Genomic DNA, 19360 nt, shown 5'->3' with positions numbered 1-19360 from the left:
GTGTGCTGAAGTCGGGCACCGCCCAGTCGAGGCCGACCAGGCTCAGTAGGCTTTCAACGAACCCGGTCGTCTGCCGGAGCGCCATGCCGAAAAGGACTTTCATCGTCAGGCATGCCTGGATCGCGGCGTCGCTATAGAGCGGCTGCCGGCCTCGCTTGCCGGTCGGCGGTGGCACCCAGACCATGTCCGGGTCGAACCAGATCGTCAGGGAGCCGCGCTGCTTCAGCGCTTCGTTGTAGGCCGGCCAGTTCTTGGTCTTGTAGCTCGGCGGGATCGGTCTGCTCATGCAGGACAGCTACCACGCTGGATTCACGAGATGAATCCCTCAACCAGCCTTTGCGCAACAAAGCCAGAGCCAGGTGTAAAGATGGTGTCGTAACCATCGTCAGACGGCCCTGTGTTCGAAATCGTATACGAAAACTCGACCAACTCGATCTTCTTGATTTCGATCATCGCATCTCACACCTGGTTTTTGATATTTGATATAATATCAAAAACGACCAACGATTCGTCAAACGGCAACCGAAAAACCGCTTTGTTCAAATGATCCCCCGGCTACGCTGGTAGGTTTGCACTCAGCCAAGATTGCACAGTTGGAATGGTGGCTTGGCTGAAATTCGCTGCGTTGCGGCGAAGACTTTATCGCGGTCGCGAAAAATTACTGCGTAGGCGAAATCGGCTTCATCAGAAGGCGGCTATTCCCCGCTGACCGACGATCAAGCCGTCAGAATGCAGCAAGTTAAGCGATTGACCCTATGTGAAAGCTGCAGCGCAGCGTACAGACCGTCGGTGGACGTCGGCTCAAGGCCAGTCACGTCGGCGGCAGCCTCCAGCCGTTCTGGGTCTCGGAGGTGCGGTGCACTGTCGTCGGCAACGCCGAGCCCCTATAGCATGTCCGGCTTGGCTCCTTCCGTCCGAGTATGGTGCGGCACCCGCCGGCCTAGTCGAAATCCTGGCGGGGCGTTCCTTTCTGTCCAAGGCAAGCCTCTTGCCGTCGCGTGCGACGACCTGCAACGCCTTGGGCCCGGAATGCGGCGGGCGTGATGCCCATGCGACGCTTGAATTGCTTGTAGAAGTTGGACTTCGCGCCGAAGCCTGCCGCGTACATGATATCCAGGAGCGGGCGCTTGTGGTCCTCGTCGATGAGACGGGCGGCCAGAGTTATTCTGCGGTCATTGAGCAGGTCGGAAAAGCTTTGCCCGGCAACACGGTTCACTGCGACGCTGACCGATCGCGCCGGAACGCTCAGGCGTCTGCTCACCCGGCTCAGGGTCAGGGAGTCGTCGGCAAGGATCTCCGGATCGTCCAGGAAGGCGTCAAGGCGCGCAAAGAGAGCATGATCGTCCGGCTCGGGTTGCGGTTTGTCGTCCGCTCCATCCCGAGGCGGCGCCCGTTCGGCGAGCATATTGTAGACATGCTCGAACAGCGACGGACGCCCCATGGCGCCGAGCAAGGCATATGAGACGAGACCAAAGAACAGCGCCGTGGACAGCAGCAGCGGCAGCGACGCTTCGAATGCGCCACCCCGGGCCAGGTCGGTGAAGATCTCCATCTCGAGAATCAGGCTGGCGCAGATAACCCCGATCACGATGCGCAACCAGATCAGTGTCGTCCCCAGGTGCGGGCCGAGATCACGGAAATGGCGCGCGCCCTTGCGAAGCAGGCCCGTCAGGGCCCACAGGTACACGCCATAGGTCACGAACAGGATCGGGTCGATTGCCCAGAATGCGCCAGTCAGGACGGACACCGCGACCGCCAGCATCGGCACCAGATGCCGCAATATCGCAGGGTCCGGGCGACGGTCCGGGTCCGACCCGAGCGCGAAATGCAGGTAGAGCGCGGGAAGTGATCCGGCCCCGATCACGGCGCGCCACGGCTGCAGCGCGGTGTCCGGCCATAGCAACGTCGCCAGCAGACAGCCTGCGGAGACAGTCGTCAAACCAAAGAAGAGGCCGAGCGCCGCTGAAGAGGCACCATAGCGCCCCACCATCGAGACGCGGGCCATGAACAGGGTCATGGCGGCGCCCAGCGACATCATGGCCGCGAGCAAGGAGACATGCAGCACTGGAGATCCCCCCTTTCGTCTTGGCCCCTTTCGTCTTGTCCCCTTGCGCCGCGTCCCGGATCGCGAAAGCGGACAGCGATTTGGCGTCCTCGATCGCGTATGAGGACGCCGGGTGAATGGCCTCCCTGATAGGCCCCGGGTCAGGCAAATGAAAGGAGCCCATTCATGAAACCCCTCTATTCGCTCGCCGTTCTGGCCCTCGGGCTGGCACCCGTAACCGCATTGGCACAAGCGTCCCGTCCGGTCGTGAACAAGGACGCCACCCCAATCTCTGTCGGTATCGCGCCAAGGCAAACCGGCAGTTACGCAGCCGGGTTGCGCGCCCTCTCGGTCCTCGACGGCCGCAGAGACCGTGCCCTCGAAGGGTTGATCTGGTATCCGGCCGAAGCCACCGAACTCACGAGTCTGGATTTCGGGAGCAAGGTCTGGGTCGGCTCGCAGGTCATCCGGGGGGCTCCCGCAGCCGAGGGGCCCTTTCCCATCATCGTTGTGTCTCACGGTATGTTCGGCAACGCACGCAACCAGGCATGGTTTGCGGCATCCATGGCACGGCGGGGCTATGTGGTGGCCGCGGTCGATCACCCGGGAACATCCACCTGGTCGCGTGACCCGGACCAGCGCCGCGCGCTCTGGGAGCGGTCGCGCGACATCACCCGACTGATCGATTTCGCGCTCTCACCGGGTGCAATTCCGGCACAGGTCGATCCCGATCGGGTCTTCATGGCGGGGCATTCACTGGGCGGGTTCACCGCGCTGACGCTGGCCGGCGCACGGTTTGACGCGACAGGTCTCGAACGGTTTTGCAAGGCAAATGTTGGGGAGATGGTGTGCGGGATCTTCGACGACTGGGACATCGCGGAAAGGCCTGAGGACCGCGACCAGATGGGGGCCGATCTGTCGGACAGCAGGATCCGTGCATTCGCAGTCTTCGATCTTGGCGGAACCCAGAGCTTCTCGGAGGAGAGCCTTGGCCGTCTCCATCGGCCGCTGCTCGTATTTGGGGCCCCGATCATGAATTCCGGTCTGACGCTCGACATCGAGTCCCGCGCGCTTGTCAAGGCGCTGCCGTCCGGGCGTTTCCGCTATGTGGAGCCGGCCACGCTGACCCATTTCGATTTCTTCAACCTGTGCAAGCCGGGCGGCTACGACATTCTGGCCAGGGAAGAACCGGGCGACGAGATCATTTGCGAAGACGGCGGCGCTCACAGGGCGGCCATGCACGACAAGATCCTCGACGAGGTGACAGCATTCTTCGCTAAGAGTGTTCAATAACGCAGTCGGTCGCACGGATCATCCATGCGGCCGCACTCCGTGCATTCCCGGGGTTGGCCGAAGAGATCCGGCGCTCAAAACGCATGTTGCGGACGTCAGCATGCAAAACGACCTGCTGAAGGACGAGAACGAGCACATCGCTGATCCGCTCCTCGGTTTGACAGCGGCCAGAAAGAGCTGGGCTTCGGCCTGTATTTTCCAACGTCTAGGCGTATCGCTGGAACCACCTACGCGTCTACAGGATCTACCTCAAGCTGGCGCTGAACCTCCGGTTCAAACCGCGCAAGCGTTTGGACCGCGAAAAGCCTGAGGAGTTGACCGTTCCAGAAGCGCCAAACGAAGTCTGGCCGGTCACTGTTCGGCATACTTCACTGGTCACAAGACAATCGAAATGGTGCGGGTGAAGGGACTCGAACCCCCACGCCATAGGCGCCAGAACCTAAATCTGGTGCGTCTACCAATTCCGCCACACCCGCATCGCCGCGCTCATACCAAAGCGGCTCAGCCGAGGCGAGCAGAATTTTACCTGAGTCTTCAGAAGAAAATCATGGGACATAAACCAATTCTTGCCGTATCCTGTGAAAAAAAGAACGGCAAGGCAGCAGATACAGGACAGGAAACGATGGCCCGGAACAAGGTCCAGCGTGTCAGCGGGATTCCCGCAGCCCGACACATCGCCCAAGAAACCCCATTCAACGCGCTTGCCGTTGGTACGCTTGTATTGACCCTGGATGGCGCATTGCCAGTAGAATATCTGGCGCCTGGCGACCGCGTGATCACCCGCGACAGTGGCACCGCGCGGTTGCGCGCGCTACACGCGCATCGGCGGCGGCTGGCCGCCGTCACCATCACCCCGGGCACGCTGGGACATATGCGCCCCGACCATGAGGTCACTCTGCCCGCCATGCAGGAAATCCTGCTGCGGGATTGGCGCGCCAGTGCGCTGTTCGGGGCGGACCAGGCGCTTGTGCCGTTGGCGAGGCTGGTGGATGGCACCTTTATTCGCGAGGTGGGCAAACTGGACCTGCATTTGTGCGAACTGGTCTTCGACACGCCGCACATCCTGTACGCCGACGGGCTTGAACTGGCCTCGGCCGGAGCACAACAAGCTCTGGCCTGAACCGGCGCTACAGGCCCAGCTCCCGAAACACCCGTGGCAGCGTCTCTGGCAGGTCCTCGGCGATCAGACCGGGACCAAAGACGCGCGCCGTCTCAACGTGCAGCCAGGCACCGGCCTCGGCGGCGCGCATCGGCGCGTGGCCCCGCGCCAGCAAACCCGTGATCATCCCGGCCAGAACGTCCCCTGCCCCTGCGGTGGCCAGCCAGGGTGTGGCACGCTCATAGACTGCGGCATTGAGACTGCACTGGCCGTCCGGCGCAGCAATCACCGTCACCGGTCCCTTGAACAAGACGACGCAGCCGGCCCGCGCAGCGGCGGCGCGCGTGGCGTCGACCTTGGAATACTGCGGGCCTGTCGTGGCCGACGCCTGTAGCCTGTCGGCCAGATCCGGGAACAACCGTGAAAATTCGCCCGCATGGGGTGTCAGAACACAACTGTCGTGCAGCATGTCAAACAGCCCTTCGGGTGTGCGCTGAAACCGCGAAAGCGCATCGGCATCCAACACGGTGCCGCGCCGCGCCAAGAGTGCTGCCTTGACCAGTTCCCCGGTGGATGGACCCAATCCCAGCCCCGGTCCCAGACACACCGCCGAATAGCGCGGATCCTCCAGCAGTTCGGCCAGCCCATGCGTGCCATCCAGTCCCCGCACCATGATGGCGTTCAGGTGGGACGCGTGTTCCGGCACGCCGCGCCGTGGGCAGCCCACGGTCACCAGTCCGGCACCAATCCGCAACGCCGCCCGCGCCGCCATCCGCGCGGCCCCTCCCTGCCCCGGAGGCCCTGACAGGATCAGTGCATGACCGTGGTCGAATTTATGACCTGACGCCTTTTGCAACGCCCTGAAATGCAGAACGGGCGCGACGGGACGACCAAATACAACCGGCTCAACCAGACGGACATGTCCTTCGACCGATACGGGACGATCCGCAGGACTGTCACAATCCTGCACCTTTGGCAGCGGCACCCGAACCAGCCGACCCGAAAGGGAGGGTCCGCTTTCCAGGTAATGCCCAAGTTTGGCGGTGTGAAAACTGACGGTCAGATCCGCCTGAAAGGCCCAGTCCATGATCCCCGGCTGATCCTCGGGCAGGGTCAGGTGCGGGTCTTGTGAGGGGCGCAGGATGTCGCCGGTATCAGAGGACACACCCGACGGCATGTCGACCGCCACCCGGCGCAGGCGGCGATTGTCGCGCAGCGCCGCAGTGCCCCACACGTCGCGCAGGTGGCGGAACACATCGGCCACAACAGTCGGCACCGGGCGCGTCAATCCCGTTCCGAACAAGGCATCCACAACCAGATCCGGCGCAGCCTGATCCTGGATTTGCGCCCAGTCCTGCTGAACGCCCCCCGATGCCACCCAAGCACTATAGGCCGTCAAAGCATCCGGCGACGCCTTTGTCGGTACGGCCAGCGTCCAGACAGCGACGTCCCACCTGCGCTCCATCAGCAACCGCGCCACGACAAACCCGTCTCCGCCGTTGTTTCCCGGCCCACACAGGATCAAGGCTTTGGGCGTCGATTGGCCCAGACCGTCGTGCGGATCCGGGTCAGAATCGCCGCGACACGCCAGTTCGGGCCATTTGAGCAGGATGGCATCAACCACACCGCGGCCCGCGCATTCCATCAGTTCAAGCCCGGTGATCCGGCCGCTATTGATCGCGGACTGTTCGACCGCGCGCATCTGTTCAGAGGTCAGAAGTTCCGTCATTTTCCCGCGATTCATTTCCGAACGTTTTTTGTGCGTTTTGCTCAAAAGATAGGCGGTCACCAACTATCACAACGCGCAACCCGCTGCGGGACAGCCTATCGGATTGTGACCGCCAAAGAGAAGTGATCTGCCAAGGCCACAAGGAGCGCAAGGGAGAGGCGGGGTCTATGAAAAAGATCGAAGCAATCATCAAGCCATTCAAGCTGGATGAAGTTAAGGAAGCCCTGCAAGAAGCAGGCATTCAGGGCCTTTCGGTTGTCGAGGTAAAAGGTTTTGGCCGTCAGAAAGGCCACACCGAACTTTACCGCGGCGCGGAATACGTCGTCGACTTTCTGCCCAAGGTAAAGATCGAGATCGTTCTGGACGACGATCAGGTCGATGGCGCGATCGAAGCCATTGTCGAGGCCGCCAAGACCGACAAGATCGGCGACGGCAAGATCTTTGTCAGCAATGTCGAACAGGCCATCCGCATTCGCACCGGGGAAACCGGCTCGGACGCTCTGTAAACCGCATTTTGCGTACGACACATCCGTGTCGTGCGAACTTTATCAACGACATCCCAACAATATGACAGAAAGGGACTCACTGGTATGAGCAACGCTGTTCTCACCATGATCAAGGAAGAAGACGTCGCCTACGTCGACATCCGTTTTACCGACCCGCGCGGCCGTCTTCAGCACGTGACCGTCGTGGCCGACCTGGTCGACGAGGATTTCCTCGAAGAAGGCTTTATGTTCGACGGCTCGTCCATCGCGGGCTGGAAATCGATCGAAGCATCGGACATGAAACTGATGCCCGATGAGAGTAGCGCCTATATCGACCCGTTCTATGCGGAAAAAACGCTTTGCATCCATTGTTCGGTTGTCGAGCCCGACACCGGCGAACCCTATGAGCGCGACCCGCGCGGCACCGCCGAAAAGGCCGAGGCCTATCTCAAGGCATCCGGCATCGGTGACGTGTCCTACTGGGGCCCCGAAGCCGAATTCTTCCTGTTCGACGACGTGCGCTTTTCGAACACCATGAACAAGGTGTCCTATGAGGTCGATGCGCTTGACGCGTCGTGGAACTCTGACACCGAATACGAGATGGGCAACACCGGCCACCGTCCGGGCATCAAGGGCGGCTATTTCCCGGTCAACCCGACCGATGACGGTCAGGACATCCGTTCGGAAATGCTGTCGACGATGAAGCGCATCGGCATGAAGGTCGACAAGCACCACCATGAGGTCGCGTCGTGCCAGCATGAGCTGGGTCTGATCTTTGGCACGCTGACCAAGCAGGCCGATGAACTGCAAAAGTACAAGTACATCATCCACAACGTGGCGCAGGCCTATGGCAAGTCGGCGACGTTCATGCCCAAGCCGATCTACGGCGACAACGGCACCGGCATGCACTGCAACATGTCGATCTGGAAAGACGGCAAGCCGCTGTTTGCTGGCGACAAGTATGCTGACCTGTCGGATGAGGCGCTGTATTTCATTGGCGGTATCCTCAAGCACGCCAAGACGCTGAACGCCTTCACCAACCCGTCAACCAACAGCTACAAGCGTCTGATCCCGGGCTTTGAGGCCCCGGTTCTGCGCGCCTATTCGGCCAGCAACCGGTCGGGCTGTGTGCGTATTCCGTGGACGGAAAGCCCCAAGGCCAAGCGCGTTGAGGCCCGTTTCCCCGACCCGTCGGCGAACCCCTACCTGTGCTTTGCCGCCCTGCTGATGGCTGGTCTGGACGGCATCCAGAACAAGATCCATCCGGGTGAGGCGATGGACAAGAACCTGTACGATCTGCCGCCCGAAGAGCTGGAAGGTATCCCGACCGTCTGTGGTTCGCTGCGCGAAGCCATCGACTGCCTCAAGGCCGATCACGACTTCCTGCTCAAGGGCGACGTGTTCACCAAGGATCAGATCCAGGGGTTCATCGACCTCAAGATGGAAGAGATCGAACTGTACGAGCACACACCGCACCCGGTTGAGTTCGGCATGTACTATAGCTGCTGATCGCGCCTGCGATCACCGGCAGAACGGGCGCCCTCGGGCGCCCGTTTTTTTGTCTCCACCACGTCCCGAAGTTCACTGGTTTGCCGCGATCCTGCCCAGAAAATGTCCCAACCCACCCAGAAGCTGACCCCAACCGGCAACACAGGACACTGGCAACACAGGCCGCCAAGGGATCTACCCAGCATCCAGGCCGGCATTTTCCCGGCCAGCATTTGAGGGACGCAATTCATGACGACCAGCTTTGAAGAACGCCTTGCACGACTCAACGAAAGATCAGGCAGCAGTGCCGCCCTTTCTGACCAACCGACCTGCGCGCCGACGCCACAGCCGCACCACCGCAAGACCGTTGGCAGCCCTTTGAAACTGTTGCTGGTGTCCTTTGTCGGCGGCCTTGTGGTGATTGGCGGTCTGAGTATTGCCTTGCCACGCGTCCTAGCCGACGATCCGGTTCAGGTCATTGCCACAGCGCGGGAATAGGCCACCCTGAGCGGTCGTGCTCAGGCTTCCCCCTTTCGCAGTCCTGCCTGCAGCGTTAGACTTTTGGTCAAGCAATCCTGACCGGAGATCCCCGATGCGCCGTCTTGTACCCGCCCTTGCCTTTGCTCTGTTGACCGCCGCTCCCGTGTTCGCCGCCGGATGCGGCAATACCGCCTCGGGCTTTGACGCCTGGAAAGGCGAGTTCGCCAAGGAGGCGCGCGCCGCCGGTGTCGGTGATCGCGGCGTGAATGCGCTGATGAGCGCGCGTTATTCGACCAAGACCATCAATGCCGACCGCAACCAGAAAGGCGTGAAATACAGCTTTGACCGGTTTGTGAAGATCCGGCTTGGCTCGCTCGACAGTTTCGCCAATGGCGCGCGCAAGCGGATCAACCAGAACAAGGCCTTTTACGACTCGCTGGAAAAGCGGTTCGGCGTGCCTGCAGGGATCATCGTGTCCATTCACGGCATGGAAACCGGCTATGGCCGCAGCATGGGGACAGAGCCGGTGATCAATTCGATCCTCACGGTCGCCTATGACTGCCGCCGCCCGCAACTGTTCCGCCCGCACGCGATTGCCGCGCTCAAGATGGTGGATCGGGGCATGTTGTCACCGACCCAAAAGGGCGCATTCCACGGAGAGTTGGGCCATACCCAGTTCCTGCCCGGCAACGCCATGCGTTATGGCGTCGATGCCAACGGCGATGGGCGGGTAGATTTCTACAACCAGTCCGATGCGCTGGCCTCGACCGCCAATTTCCTGCGCCAGAAAGGCTGGAAAAAGGGCCAGCCCTACGGCCCCGGCACACATAATTTCCGCGTGCTGAACGAATGGAACGCGGCGACCGTCTATCAACAGGCTATCGCGGCGGCGGCCGAACGCATCCACCGCTGACCCGTTTTGGAAACAAAGTTGGAAATACCGCGCAATTTTCTCCAAATTGCCCGATTGCGACCAGATTTGACACTCACCTTCTTCTTGAGCGGATCCAACTCCGCACAAGGAGAGAACCATGAGTTTCGACTATCCCTATGCAGGTCTGATCTTGCCGGATGCGCAGGATCTGTCGCCCGCTCCCTACCTTGACAGCGCGGCGCGGGTCTTGGCCCGGCTGTTTCCCCAGGACGACCGCAACGTGCCGACACACTGTGACGGAGCCCGCGTTTTTGGCGATCATATCGGGATTTCCGTAATCCCCGAGGAACAAAGCGACTATGGCCCCCGCGTGCGGCTGGAGGTGGTGACAGCGGACGGCAGACCACCCGACGAAACCGATGCCGCGCGGCTGTTGTCCGACACGGTGTACGATGCGCTGGATCATTCCTCGGCCGATATTCTGGAATGGTATTCGCCCGAAGTCCTGATCGATCGAGAGGATTTCATCCGGCTGCGCAAGCTCGTCTCACCACGCCGTATCGGACAGATCGATTCGACCGTCGAAGATGCGCTGTTCGAAAGCGCCAATGCCGCCCAAGGCATCTGTGGCGCGCTCTATCCCGATGCCAGCGACGCCGCCCCGCAGGAAACTCCCGCCGCCTTGCCGGCAGAGACCCCGCCAGCGCGCAGCGGCTTTTTCGGCCTGCGTCGCGTCGGGCAGATGGCCGCTGTGACATCCCTGTTGGCTGTGCTCACCTCAACCGGGCAAGTGCAGCTCTTGTTCAACCAGTTCCTGCCATAACGCCCATGCCCCGCACCACATAGGTGTGGATTGAGAACACCACCGCCTGCGTCTCTGGCAGGCGGATCAGGCATTGCCGTTCAGACCGCCAGAACGGTGCGCTGCCAGGGTCGACCCCGGCCCGTGGTGCGGTGACAGACCGCGGCTGGTGCAGATCGGCCTCAGCATAGGGAAAGGCGTTGAAGCGCCACAGCGGATGCCCCTCCCGCACCCCATCGAACAGACGCTGGACCCGGCGCGCCAGAGCGTCGTCATAGATGTCCACCGGATCATGGATCGCCGTCATCGGGCGCATGAACTTTTCGTCCAGCCGCCAGCTTGCCGGGAAACACAGCACGGCGCCGGTCAGGACGTGTTCTGGCCCGCGCTTTTCCATCAGGCACAGATCTTCCTGCACGATGCGCCCCAACGTGCCCATCGGGTCCGTGACATCGCGCGCGATCACAGCACCGTCCGGACAGCGGACCGACGTTTTGGTGACCGTGAACCCCTCCGGCAAGGCCGCCAGTACCACCTCTGACAATTCCCGTGCGGCGGGCACGGCCTGCGGGTCCAGCGCCAAAACCGCTGCGCGCTGCGCGTCCAGCCGCTGGCGTCGTTCAGCCATTTGCGCGGCATATGCCTCATCCACTTGCAGCCAGTCCGCCGGGTTCAACGGTTTGATTCCCGGCAGTTTCGGGACCTCGTGAATGTCGTAGGGGATACGGTCTTGCAGGATCATGCGTCCACGATACCCCGGCGCCACCGCAGCGGGAATCCCCTTTTCGGTGAAAGTCCGACGTCTCCCGACGCCAGAAAACGACGTCACAAGCGGTCGCAAACCTGCGCGCCGGGCGCGATCAGCCCCGGCAGGCTGGACGGCAAGGCACCGAAGGAGCGTCAGGCCATGAACACCCACTTCCGCGACACTCGTAAAATCGACCCGACGCGCGGCGCACTGACCGGCGACAACACCCCCAACGACATGGACCGGATCGAAATTGGCCCCACCCGGCTTGCGCTGAATGAATGGGCGGCGGCGGGACTGGAACAACCGGATCTGCAAGCCATGCGCCACTATCGCTGGCAACGCCTGACGGATCACATCGTCGCCCGCGATCTGGCCGGGCTGCTAGTCTTTGACCCGCTCAACATCCGCTACGCCACCGACTCGACCAATATGCAGCTGTGGAACACCCACAATCCGTTCCGCGCCGTGCTGATCTGCGCGGATGGCTACATGGTGATCTGGGACTACAAGAACGCGCCATTCCTGTCCTCGTTCAATCCGCTGGTGCGTGAGGCGCGGTCCGGCGCGGACCTGTTCTATTTCGACCGGGGCGACAAGATGGATGTGGCCGCCGATGTCTTTGCCAACGAGGTGCGCATCCTGCTGGCGGACCACAGCCCCGGCAACAGCCGCCTTGCGGTCGACAAGCCCATGCTGCACGGGCTGCGCGCGCTGGAGGCGCAGGGGCTGACGGTCCTGCCCGGTGAGGAAGTCACCGAAAAGGCGCGGTCCGTCAAAGGTCCGGATGAGATCAAGGCCATGCGCTGCGCCGTCAACGCCTGCGAGGCGGCGATGTATGAGATGGAGCGGTTCACGCGAACAAATGTGCCGCTGGGTGAGGTGTCAGAGAATGACATCTGGGCGGTGCTGCACGCCGAGAACATCCGCCGGGGTGGCGAGTGGATCGAGACGCGACTGCTGACCTCGGGGCCGCGCACGAACCCGTGGTTTCAGGAATGTGGGCCGCGCATCGTTCAGAACAATGAGATCGTCGCCTTTGATACCGATCTGGTCGGCAGCTATGGCATCTGCGTCGACATCTCGCGCACCTGGTGGGTGGGCGACCGGGCGCCGCGTCCTGACATGATCGACGCGATGCGGCACGGGGTTGATCATATCAGGACCAATATGGAGATGCTGCGGCCGGGCGTTTCGATCCCCGAGTTGTCCCGCAACACCCACGTCTTGCGGCCCGAGTTTCAAAAGCTGAAATATGGCTGCCTCATGCATGGCGTGGGGCTGTGTGATGAGTGGCCGCTGGTGGCCTATCCGGACCAGATGGTCGAGGGGGCATTTGACTATGAACTGGAGCCGGGCATGACCCTGTGTGTCGAGGTTCTGGTGTCGCCCGAGGGGGGAGATTTTTCGATCAAGCTGGAGGATCAGGTGGTGATCACCGAGGATGGGTATGAGAACCTGATCAGCTATCCGTTTGATCCGGCCTTGATGGGCGACTGAGGGGATGTCCACGCGTGGCGCGATTGACGCCCTAGCATTATCAAGGGGTTACAGAGGCGTTTTTACCTTCGCTTAACCCTTGCCCCGCCAGCCTGCGCGCCATGCGCAGAACGGACTCTGCCTGTGTGTAGCGGCTGAGATCGGACAAAGGCACCCATGCCAGCACATGAGACTCCGCTGAAGCGGCGATCTCTCCGGCCTCGGCCTGCATCAGGTAGCGCAGGTCGTAGTGCAGATGCGCGGGCTCAACCCCGCGGGCCGGGATCTCATGAATGTCCACGTCGAACACCGCGTCGGACAGCAGGCGGATGCGGGACAGGCCGCTTTCCTCATAGGCTTCCTTGAGCGCGACAAAGGCCACGTCGGCAATGCCGTCGCAATGCCCGCCCAGTTGCAGCCAGCGGTCCAGCTTGGCGTGATGGGTCAGCAGAACCGACGCCCCGTCCGGCGACAGCACAAAGGCAGAGCCGGTCACATGGCCGCCAAAATGCGGATCGCGGGAAAAGGCCGCCTGCCCGTGGCGCGCACAAAAGGCTGCCACCCGCGCCCATTCCGCCGCGTCCCGCGCGTCGCGCGCCGCAAACTCACCAATGCCGTCAATCCGCATCCAGACGTACCCGTGCCAAAACGCCCGCATGGTCCGATCCAAAGAGCGGCCGGTTTTCGGCCAGCCCGCCGCCCGGCGACCAGACCTGATCCAGCGGCAGCGGAATCGGCAGAACCTGACCGGCGGGCCAACCATGCGGGGCCAGCCAGTAGGTCGGGTGCAACGGCCCCGCACGCCGCAGCCCCGCCGCCTGCGTCAGCCGACCCACCGAATGCCCCCAAGGCACCATGTTGAAATCCCCGGACAAGACCACCGGCCCCTCCAACCCGGCAATGACCTCTTCCACCGCTTCGGCCTGCGCGCCTTGCGGATGTGGAAAAGGCCAGCGCAGGTGCAGCGACAGCACCCAGACCGGCCCCTGCGGCGTGTCCAGATGCAGCCCGGCTATCCCCTGCCCCGGAAGGCACAGCGTCCCGCCCGGCAGAACCGGATGGCGGGACAGGACGGCGTTCCGGCTCCAACTATAAAAAGGACAGGTGGTGTGATGCGGATAATCGGGTGCCAGTCGGTCGAGGATCTCTCCGTTCCGCCCGGTGAGTTCCTGCAAGGTGATGACATCGGGGGCCGCCGCCAGAATGTCCTGTGCAAGCTGCGGAATTTGCGCGTTCCGGTACAATAGGTTCTTTTGGTAGACCGAAAACCCGCCGGGCGCAGGGGCCGCCAGTTTCATCGCCACCACCTGACCCAGCGCCAGCAGCGCCAGAGCCGCCAGCGGCCAACGCACCGCGCGTGGCCAGCTGGTCCAGATCACCGCCAGCGCTGCCAGCGCCACCAGCGGCAGCCGCAACACCGCCAGTGTGTCAGCAGCAGGATGCAGCGGACCGGCCCATGAGGCCAGCGCCAGCACCAGAAGAACCGCTGCAACAGTCTTCAACAGTGGGTCCAGTATCCTCACCATGGCGTGACGCGCCTGACACGTTGCTTGTCGCAACGCGCTGCGCGGCCCATTGTTGGTATCCATCGCATCATCAGGACGCCCCATGCCCACTGAACGCATTTCATTTCCCGGCCATGCCGGTGACAAGCTGGCCGCGCGGCTGGATCTGCCGGACGGCGCGCCGCTTGCCACCGCCCTCTTTGCCCATTGTTTCACCTGCGGCAAGGATATAGCCGCCGCGCGGCGCATCGCTCAGCGGCTTTGTGCCATGGGGATTGCCGTGTTGCGGTTCGATTTCACCGGGCTGGGGCATTCTTGTGGCGAGTTCGCCAACACAACCTTTGGCTCCAACGTCGGGGATCTGGAGGCGGCGGCGGATTACCTTGAGGGTCGTGGATTGGCCCCCGACCTGTTGATCGGCCATTCGCTGGGCGGGGCGGCGGTGCTGCGCGCCGCGCCGCGCATTGCCTCTGCCAAGGCGGTTGTCACCATCGCCGCGCCGTTTGACCCCGGCCATGTCACCCACAACTTTGCCGACGCGCTGGACACCATCCGGGACGAGGGTCAGGCGCAGGTCGATCTGGGCGGGCGTCCCTTTGTCATCGGGCGCGATTTTGTCGAGGATGTGCAGGCGCAAGAGCTGGAGCCGATCATCGGGTCGATGAAAAAGGCCCTGCTGGTGCTGCATGCGCCGCGCGACGCGGTGGTGGACATCTCGAACGCGACGCGGATCTTTACCGCCGCGAAACACCCCAAAAGCTTTGTCACGCTGGGGGATGCCGATCATCTGGTGAGTGCGCCCGATGACGCGGAATATGTGGCCGAAGTGATTGCCGCCTGGGTTGATCGCTATCTGGACCTGCCCGCCCCGGCGCCGCCCATTGGCGCGCCCGAGGGGGTTGTGCGGGTGACAGAGGCCGCGCCGGACGGTTTTTTGCAGGACATCCAGAACGGGCCGCATCATCATGCCGTGGCGGATGAGCCAGAGGCCTATGGCGGCAGCAACAAGGGCATGTCGCCGTATGGATTCCTGGCGGCGGGGCTGGGGGCCTGCACCTCGATGACGATCCGCATGTACGCGCGGCGCAAGGGCTGGCCGCTGACCGGGATCAGCGTGGACGTCACCCATGACAAGGTCCACGCGCAGGACGCGGGCACCTCTGCCACGACGCGGATCGACAGGTTCTTGCGGCGGATCACGCTGGAGGGGGATCTGGACGGTGACCAGCGGGCGCGGCTGCTGGAGATTGCCGACAAGTGCCCGGTGCACAAGACGCTGGAACAGGGTGCGGAGATCGAGACCGAACTGGCGTGAGCGCAATGGAAAAGGGCCGGGCATATGCGCCCGGCCCTGTCGATGTCCGTAGGCCGGGCTTCAGCCCGGAATCCCAGGTCAGCCGCGAGCGCGACCGACCAGTTTCCACGCCAGCGGCAGGAGCACGGCGGCCAGCGCCAGCTTGATCCCGTCGCCCAGCAGGAACGGCGTCAGGCCCCACTGCAGGATCGGCTTGTCCCAGCCGTACAGCGTGCCCAGCCAGATCAGGCCCGGAACGTAGATCAGCGCGTTGCCCAGCAGCATGGCGCCGGCCATCTTGGGGGCAGAGCGGTCCCATCCGGCGCGCGCCAGAACACCCAGCGCCAGCACCGCCAGAACGTAGCCGACAAGGTAGCCGCCGGTGCTGCCCATCATGTAGGAGATGCCGTTGAGGTCTGCGGTCGAGCTTTGGAAGATGTCAAAGCCCAGCATGCCGACGATCATGTAGCCCAGGATTGTCGTCAGGCCCAGCTTGGGGCCGTAGGCGGCGCCGATTGTCAGCACGGCAAAGGTGCCCATGCTGACCATCACCGGCGTTCCGGGCACCGGCGCCTTAATCTTGGCGGCCACGGCCAGCGCCAGGATGCCCAGCACAACCAGCGCCACTTGCTTTGCGCGCAGGGCGGCACCCTCATTGGCGCCAAACGTCTCGACCAGCACATTGCGGTTCAAAGTGAGGTTCATATGGTCCCCCTTTCTCTATTCTTGCGTCCCGTTGGTTTTGCCCCAAGGTCAGATACACTGCAAGCGCGCAAGCGGATCGGGCCGCATCAAATTTGCAAAGTGAGGGTTTGCACCTGAAAAATTGCACTCACTGCGGCCGGTGGGCGGTGTTTCATCGCCGCGCCGGGCTTTGCGGCGGACCGATGGCATGTGGCTGGCCGGTCTGGCCCGCACCACTGACACGTCCCCCCCCTGCCCGCCCGGTGACGCTACAGCGGGCCCATGCGCCCAAGCAGCCCCGGCATCTGGCGCAGCACGTCCAGCGCCATGTCGGCGCTGCGCAGGGTGATCGCCGCCAGGGGATGCTCCCAATCCTGATCGTGCACGGCGTAGATGCGATAGTCGCCCGTCGCGTCATCGGCGTGATAGCCAAACTCGACCACCACATCGCGCTTGACGTATTGGGCCAGATCCTTGGCCTGCCCAAAGCTCTCCAGAGGTTCCAACGGTTTGACGACCTGCCAGCCGGCCCCGCGAAACACCGAATTGATCTGTAACGCCAGTTGCATGGTCTCTCCCTTTTGCGAACCCAACCTAGAAAGAGCGCGACCAATGGGCGAGACCCTGATTTCTTTGGCAGGAGGCATCAGGCGAAAAACCGCCGCAGACGGGTCAACACAACGGCACCAAAGGGCCAGGTTCTTGCCGGATGTGGTGCTGGCTGCGTGTGACCGCCCGCGCGGTCAAGCCTTGGGCAAGGGCTGCTGTGAGCCCATCTTACCGAATGCTGCAAAACGCATGAGTGTCTGGTTCTGATTTCGAAGCTCAGGTCAGGCGACGAGGCCGAGCTCTTTGTCGGTGGCTGATGCCGCATATTTTTCCTTGGGTGGCATCGGTCTTGATTGCCATGGCGGCTCGAAGGCGAAACTTGAAACGCTGCGTCCTTCTGGCAAAGCACCGTTTCCTGCCCCAAGCGCGTAGTCGTAGTAGAGTTTGACGATCTCTTCTTCGGTCACCTGCTTTGTTGCCGTATGCGCCATGCATGCGTCACGCCAGGCACGCACACGGTCATAGTCATTGCCCTCGGGAAGCGTGAAGCCTTCGTAGTAGTCTAGGAACCAAAACCGCTTGAACATTGGTGTGAAGACGGCCTCAGCCAGACCGAAATCCTCGAACAGGAAGGGCCCCGTCGGGCTATGATGACCAAGGAAGTCGTCGATGTCACGATAGATTGAAAGTAGTTTGTCCAGATGCGCGTCCCGCTGCGCCGGGTCCTGGTTCATGACAAACAGATAACCTGCCATCGTGAAGGGTCCCTCACGGGCAATGAGCATCGACTCGATTGCGTGCTCGGCGGGATCGCTGCGGCGCAACGGTGCCCCCGGCAGCGCCTCGTCAAGAAAGCGTAGGATCACGAGGCTTTCCTTCAAAATTCGCCCGTCGCTGGTTTCCAACATCGGCAGGGCGGTTGTGCCACGGGTCTTGGCCAGCAAGTCAGGATCGCGCGGCTTGGTGATGTCCACGACCCTGAATTCGACGGCCTCCGTCAACCCACGCAGAGCCAGCAGAATTTCCAGCCGCTGTGAAAAGGGGCAGACGGGGATGTGGTAGACGATGTGTTTCTCTGTCATGGGATCAATCCAAAGGGGGACCGGTAAAGGTCATGTTGTGGCGCTTGGCGCTCTCTTCGATAGCGGGCATATCTTCGGGGATGCGGCACTGGCCCGCAGCCATATCGGCAAAGAAGCCTTCGAAACCGCCGGGGGTCAGGATCACGAGATGGCGGCACGGGCCGTCATCGGTCACTTTGAATGTATGTTCCTTGCCGCGCGGGATGAACACGCTTTCGCCTGCGCTTGCGGTGAACTCCTGACCCTCCAGCCAGAACTTGCATGCCCCCGTGAGGATCACGAATGTCTCGTCTTCGTTTTGATGCACATGGCGCGGGGGGCCGCTGCTTGCGGGGGACCAACTGTCCACAATGGACATCGCGCCGCCCGTCTGTTCCGGGCCGAGAATGGTCTTGTACTGGACACCGAGCCATTTGATGGCTCCGTCGATTTCGGCTAGGTCTTTCATCGCTTCTCTCCCTTGGAATTGGGTTGAAACGAAAGCGCTTTCGTTGACAGCAAGCTACAATACGGCCAACCTATCAGGCAAACCGCATTATCTGATATAGGGTATCGGCCAAGTGAATTTCGCGACACTCGACCTCAATCTTTTGCGCTTGTTGGACGCTCTTTTTCGCGAAGGCTCAACCGTAAAGGCGGCTGACCGGCTGGCCATGTCCCAATCCGCTGTCTCTGGGGCGTTGTCGCGTCTGCGCCATGCCTTGAACGACCCCCTCTTTGTCCGGCAAGGGAACCGATTGGTCGCAACGGAGTACGCAGCCGGGATCGAAACCGGTTTGCGCGAGGAGCTCGAGCGTCTGGAGGCCTTGCTCGCCCCACCGGCTACCTTTGATCCGCGAACTGCCGAAGGGACTTTCCGGATTGCCGCCAGCGATTTTTTCGCGGAACTCCTGATGCCGCCCTTGGGTGATCTCCTGCAAAAGTCCGCGCCCAATCTGCGGGCACAGCTCGTTGATCTGGTTCCGAACGATTACGTGGCCAGCCTTGAACGACGCAACGCCGACATTGCGCTGATCCCTGACTCGACGTTGCCGGAATGGGTCAATCGAGAGCCGCTCTTCCATTCACCTTTCCACGTCATCGCTCGCAAAGGCAATCCGGGCACCCGGGGGCTTGAGGATGGCACGCAGATGCCGATGGAAACCTTCTGCGCGCTTCACCACGTCTTGTTCTCTCCAGAAGGCAATCTCGCTGCGATGGGTGATGCTGCCCTGGCACGTGTGGGCAAACGCCGACAGGTTGCCATGACTGTTCCTGTCTTCAGCGGCGTTTGCCGTGCAGTGAGTGAAAGCGACCTCATTGCGCTTGTGCCCGCGCAACTGGCGTCCAAAGTGGCCGAAGCATTCGAGCTGAACGTGTTCGAACCACCGATGGAGATTGAACCGGCATTGATCATTGGTATCTGGCACAAGCGCTTCGACAACGCCTCGATGGCGGCTTGGGTGCGACACCAGGTCTTTGGTCTTATGAAAGGACTGGATGCCGACGCATTGCGCAACTGACTTAAGGACATCCTGTCGGTAAAAATAAAGACGGCGTCGCAGCGTATCCGGACATTGGGGCAACTGCAGCGAAATGGTGCTCTGTCCTACACTGCCGTCATTCGAGGTGACATGGCGCTTGCAGAGACTAGCGACGTCGTCAGTGTTCGCAGAGGATGCCAATGGGCTGGATGGTTCGCAGAGAACCTCTGCCACCCGACCCGACCCATCCCATCAGGAACGT

General features: G+C 62.0%; 21 protein-coding genes, 1 tRNA gene and 1 pseudogene. 11 read left to right on the top strand and 12 right to left on the bottom strand.

Annotated features, from left to right (window positions below):
* The 3 genes from CHB90_RS15575 to CHB90_RS15570 form a co-directional block, all read right to left on the bottom strand.
* The coding region (locus tag CHB90_RS15575; RefSeq protein WP_170941083.1) for a transposase at positions 1–286 on the bottom strand (286 nt) is incomplete at its 3' end.
* A gap of 23 nt (positions 287–309) precedes the next feature.
* The gene (locus tag CHB90_RS26590) at positions 310–453 is read right to left on the bottom strand and encodes a hypothetical protein (RefSeq protein ID WP_170941082.1); all 144 of its coding nucleotides are present in this window, start codon (positions 451–453) and stop codon (positions 310–312) included.
* 487 nt (positions 454–940) lie between these two features.
* Entirely contained in the window at positions 941–2065 is a 1125-nt protein-coding gene (locus tag CHB90_RS15570; RefSeq protein WP_089278782.1) for a helix-turn-helix domain-containing protein, read from the bottom strand.
* 165 nt (positions 2066–2230) lie between these two features.
* Here CHB90_RS15570 and CHB90_RS15565 point away from each other — a divergent pair, with 165 nt between their 5' ends.
* Positions 2231–3337: an alpha/beta hydrolase family protein gene (locus tag CHB90_RS15565; protein ID WP_089278781.1), complete on the top strand. Its 1107-nt coding sequence runs from the start codon at positions 2231–2233 to the stop codon at positions 3335–3337.
* A gap of 115 nt (positions 3338–3452) precedes the next feature.
* Positions 3453–3684, top strand: a pseudogene (locus CHB90_RS27025) (IS3 family transposase); the annotation flags it as partial.
* Positions 3685–3729: 45 nt separating this feature from the next.
* Here CHB90_RS27025 and CHB90_RS15560 read toward each other — a convergent pair.
* A tRNA-Leu gene (locus tag CHB90_RS15560) sits at positions 3730–3813 on the bottom strand.
* A 146-nt stretch (positions 3814–3959) separates the two neighbouring features.
* Here CHB90_RS15560 and CHB90_RS15555 point away from each other — a divergent pair.
* Positions 3960–4457, top strand: coding sequence for a Hint domain-containing protein (locus CHB90_RS15555; RefSeq protein ID WP_089278788.1), 498 nt, complete (start codon positions 3960–3962; stop codon positions 4455–4457).
* Positions 4458–4464: 7 nt separating this feature from the next.
* Here the strand turns inward: CHB90_RS15555 and CHB90_RS15550 are convergent, their stop codons facing one another.
* Complete coding sequence (locus CHB90_RS15550) at positions 4465–6165, bottom strand: NAD(P)H-hydrate dehydratase (protein ID WP_089278787.1); 1701 nt, start codon at positions 6163–6165, stop codon at positions 4465–4467.
* Between the two features lie 167 nt (positions 6166–6332).
* On the opposite strand from CHB90_RS15550, the gene CHB90_RS15545 reads away from it, so the two are divergent.
* The 5 genes from CHB90_RS15545 to CHB90_RS15525 all read left to right on the top strand — a co-directional run bounded on the left by CHB90_RS15545 (position 6333) and on the right by CHB90_RS15525 (position 10315).
* The gene (locus CHB90_RS15545) at positions 6333–6671 is read left to right on the top strand and encodes a P-II family nitrogen regulator (RefSeq protein WP_089278780.1); all 339 of its coding nucleotides are present in this window, start codon (positions 6333–6335) and stop codon (positions 6669–6671) included.
* An 84-nt stretch (positions 6672–6755) separates the two neighbouring features.
* Positions 6756–8159, top strand: a complete 1404-nt coding sequence (gene glnA / locus CHB90_RS15540; RefSeq protein ID WP_089278779.1) for a type I glutamate--ammonia ligase — start codon at positions 6756–6758, stop codon at positions 8157–8159.
* 228 nt (positions 8160–8387) lie between these two features.
* On the top strand, positions 8388–8636 hold the full coding sequence (locus CHB90_RS15535) for a hypothetical protein (protein WP_089278778.1): 249 nt from the start codon (positions 8388–8390) through the stop codon (positions 8634–8636).
* A 94-nt stretch (positions 8637–8730) separates the two neighbouring features.
* On the top strand, positions 8731–9531 hold the full coding sequence (locus CHB90_RS15530) for a lytic murein transglycosylase (RefSeq protein WP_089278777.1): 801 nt from the start codon (positions 8731–8733) through the stop codon (positions 9529–9531).
* A 118-nt stretch (positions 9532–9649) separates the two neighbouring features.
* Entirely contained in the window at positions 9650–10315 is a 666-nt protein-coding gene (locus CHB90_RS15525) for a hypothetical protein (protein ID WP_089278776.1), read from the top strand.
* On the opposite strand, the gene CHB90_RS15520 is transcribed toward CHB90_RS15525, so the two are convergent.
* Positions 10296–11036 carry a heme-dependent oxidative N-demethylase family protein gene (locus CHB90_RS15520; protein ID WP_089278775.1) on the bottom strand — a complete coding sequence of 247 codons (741 nt, stop codon included), beginning with the start codon at positions 11034–11036 and terminating at the stop codon, positions 10296–10298. The two genes, CHB90_RS15525 and CHB90_RS15520, sit on opposite strands and share 20 nt — an antisense overlap.
* A gap of 165 nt (positions 11037–11201) precedes the next feature.
* Between CHB90_RS15520 and dddP the strand changes: the two genes are divergently transcribed.
* A complete protein-coding gene (dddP, locus tag CHB90_RS15515) occupies positions 11202–12542 on the top strand; it encodes a dimethylsulfonioproprionate lyase DddP (RefSeq protein ID WP_089278774.1) in 1341 nt (446 codons plus the stop codon).
* Positions 12543–12582: 40 nt separating this feature from the next.
* Here the strand turns inward: dddP and CHB90_RS15510 are convergent, their stop codons facing one another.
* Positions 12583–13149 carry an NUDIX hydrolase gene (locus CHB90_RS15510; RefSeq protein WP_089278773.1) on the bottom strand — a complete coding sequence of 189 codons (567 nt, stop codon included), beginning with the start codon at positions 13147–13149 and terminating at the stop codon, positions 12583–12585.
* Positions 13139–14023, bottom strand: coding sequence for an endonuclease/exonuclease/phosphatase family protein (locus tag CHB90_RS15505; RefSeq protein ID WP_141135897.1), 885 nt, complete (start codon positions 14021–14023; stop codon positions 13139–13141). Before CHB90_RS15505 ends, CHB90_RS15510 begins: the two co-directional genes overlap by 11 nt.
* A 106-nt stretch (positions 14024–14129) precedes the next feature.
* Between CHB90_RS15505 and CHB90_RS15500 the strand changes: the two genes are divergently transcribed.
* Positions 14130–15341: a bifunctional alpha/beta hydrolase/OsmC family protein gene (locus tag CHB90_RS15500; RefSeq protein WP_089278771.1), complete on the top strand. Its 1212-nt coding sequence runs from the start codon at positions 14130–14132 to the stop codon at positions 15339–15341.
* A gap of 78 nt (positions 15342–15419) precedes the next feature.
* Here the strand turns inward: CHB90_RS15500 and CHB90_RS15495 are convergent, their stop codons facing one another.
* From CHB90_RS15495 to CHB90_RS15480, 4 genes are all read right to left on the bottom strand, one after another.
* Positions 15420–16025: a biotin transporter BioY gene (locus CHB90_RS15495; protein WP_089278770.1), complete on the bottom strand. Its 606-nt coding sequence runs from the start codon at positions 16023–16025 to the stop codon at positions 15420–15422.
* Between the two features lie 248 nt (positions 16026–16273).
* Positions 16274–16573, bottom strand: a complete 300-nt coding sequence (locus tag CHB90_RS15490; protein WP_089278769.1) for a hypothetical protein — start codon at positions 16571–16573, stop codon at positions 16274–16276.
* A 261-nt stretch (positions 16574–16834) separates the two neighbouring features.
* Positions 16835–17635, bottom strand: a complete 801-nt coding sequence (locus CHB90_RS15485) for a glutathione S-transferase family protein (RefSeq protein ID WP_089278768.1) — start codon at positions 17633–17635, stop codon at positions 16835–16837.
* A 4-nt stretch (positions 17636–17639) separates the two neighbouring features.
* Positions 17640–18083: a cupin domain-containing protein gene (locus CHB90_RS15480; protein ID WP_089278767.1), complete on the bottom strand. Its 444-nt coding sequence runs from the start codon at positions 18081–18083 to the stop codon at positions 17640–17642.
* Positions 18084–18195: 112 nt separating this feature from the next.
* Between CHB90_RS15480 and CHB90_RS15475 the strand changes: the two genes are divergently transcribed.
* Positions 18196–19137 carry a LysR family transcriptional regulator gene (locus CHB90_RS15475; RefSeq protein ID WP_089278766.1) on the top strand — a complete coding sequence of 314 codons (942 nt, stop codon included), beginning with the start codon at positions 18196–18198 and terminating at the stop codon, positions 19135–19137.
* Positions 19138–19360 lie beyond the last annotated feature (223 nt).

The organism is Antarctobacter heliothermus (genome assembly GCF_900188425.1).
GTDB classification, from domain to species: domain Bacteria; phylum Pseudomonadota; class Alphaproteobacteria; order Rhodobacterales; family Rhodobacteraceae; genus Antarctobacter; species Antarctobacter heliothermus.
This window is presented reverse-complemented; position numbering and strand designations above follow the sequence as displayed.

Bases quoted from the DNA above. Each gene is read 5' to 3' on its own strand.
- CHB90_RS15565 (WP_089278781.1), top strand. From the start codon at position 2,231: ATGAAACCCCTCTATTCGCTCGCCGTTCTGGCCCTCGGGCTGGCACCC.
- CHB90_RS15485 (WP_089278768.1), bottom strand. From the start codon at position 17,635: ATGACAGAGAAACACATCGTCTACCACATCCCCGTCTGCCCCTTTTCA.
- CHB90_RS15495 (WP_089278770.1), bottom strand. From the start codon at position 16,025: ATGAACCTCACTTTGAACCGCAATGTGCTGGTCGAGACGTTTGGCGCC.
- CHB90_RS15535 (WP_089278778.1), top strand. From the start codon at position 8,388: ATGACGACCAGCTTTGAAGAACGCCTTGCACGACTCAACGAAAGATCA.
- dddP (WP_089278774.1), top strand. From the start codon at position 11,202: ATGAACACCCACTTCCGCGACACTCGTAAAATCGACCCGACGCGCGGC.
- CHB90_RS15480 (WP_089278767.1), bottom strand. From the start codon at position 18,083: ATGAAAGACCTAGCCGAAATCGACGGAGCCATCAAATGGCTCGGTGTC.
- CHB90_RS15550 (WP_089278787.1), bottom strand. From the start codon at position 6,165: ATGACGGAACTTCTGACCTCTGAACAGATGCGCGCGGTCGAACAGTCC.
- CHB90_RS15510 (WP_089278773.1), bottom strand. From the start codon at position 13,149: ATGCGGATTGACGGCATTGGTGAGTTTGCGGCGCGCGACGCGCGGGAC.
- CHB90_RS15530 (WP_089278777.1), top strand. From the start codon at position 8,731: ATGCGCCGTCTTGTACCCGCCCTTGCCTTTGCTCTGTTGACCGCCGCT.
- CHB90_RS26590 (WP_170941082.1), bottom strand. From the start codon at position 453: ATGATCGAAATCAAGAAGATCGAGTTGGTCGAGTTTTCGTATACGATT.
- CHB90_RS15555 (WP_089278788.1), top strand. From the start codon at position 3,960: ATGGCCCGGAACAAGGTCCAGCGTGTCAGCGGGATTCCCGCAGCCCGA.
- CHB90_RS15500 (WP_089278771.1), top strand. From the start codon at position 14,130: ATGCCCACTGAACGCATTTCATTTCCCGGCCATGCCGGTGACAAGCTG.
- CHB90_RS15525 (WP_089278776.1), top strand. From the start codon at position 9,650: ATGAGTTTCGACTATCCCTATGCAGGTCTGATCTTGCCGGATGCGCAG.
- CHB90_RS15490 (WP_089278769.1), bottom strand. From the start codon at position 16,573: ATGCAACTGGCGTTACAGATCAATTCGGTGTTTCGCGGGGCCGGCTGG.
- CHB90_RS15545 (WP_089278780.1), top strand. From the start codon at position 6,333: ATGAAAAAGATCGAAGCAATCATCAAGCCATTCAAGCTGGATGAAGTT.
- CHB90_RS15520 (WP_089278775.1), bottom strand. From the start codon at position 11,036: ATGATCCTGCAAGACCGTATCCCCTACGACATTCACGAGGTCCCGAAA.
- glnA (WP_089278779.1), top strand. From the start codon at position 6,756: ATGAGCAACGCTGTTCTCACCATGATCAAGGAAGAAGACGTCGCCTAC.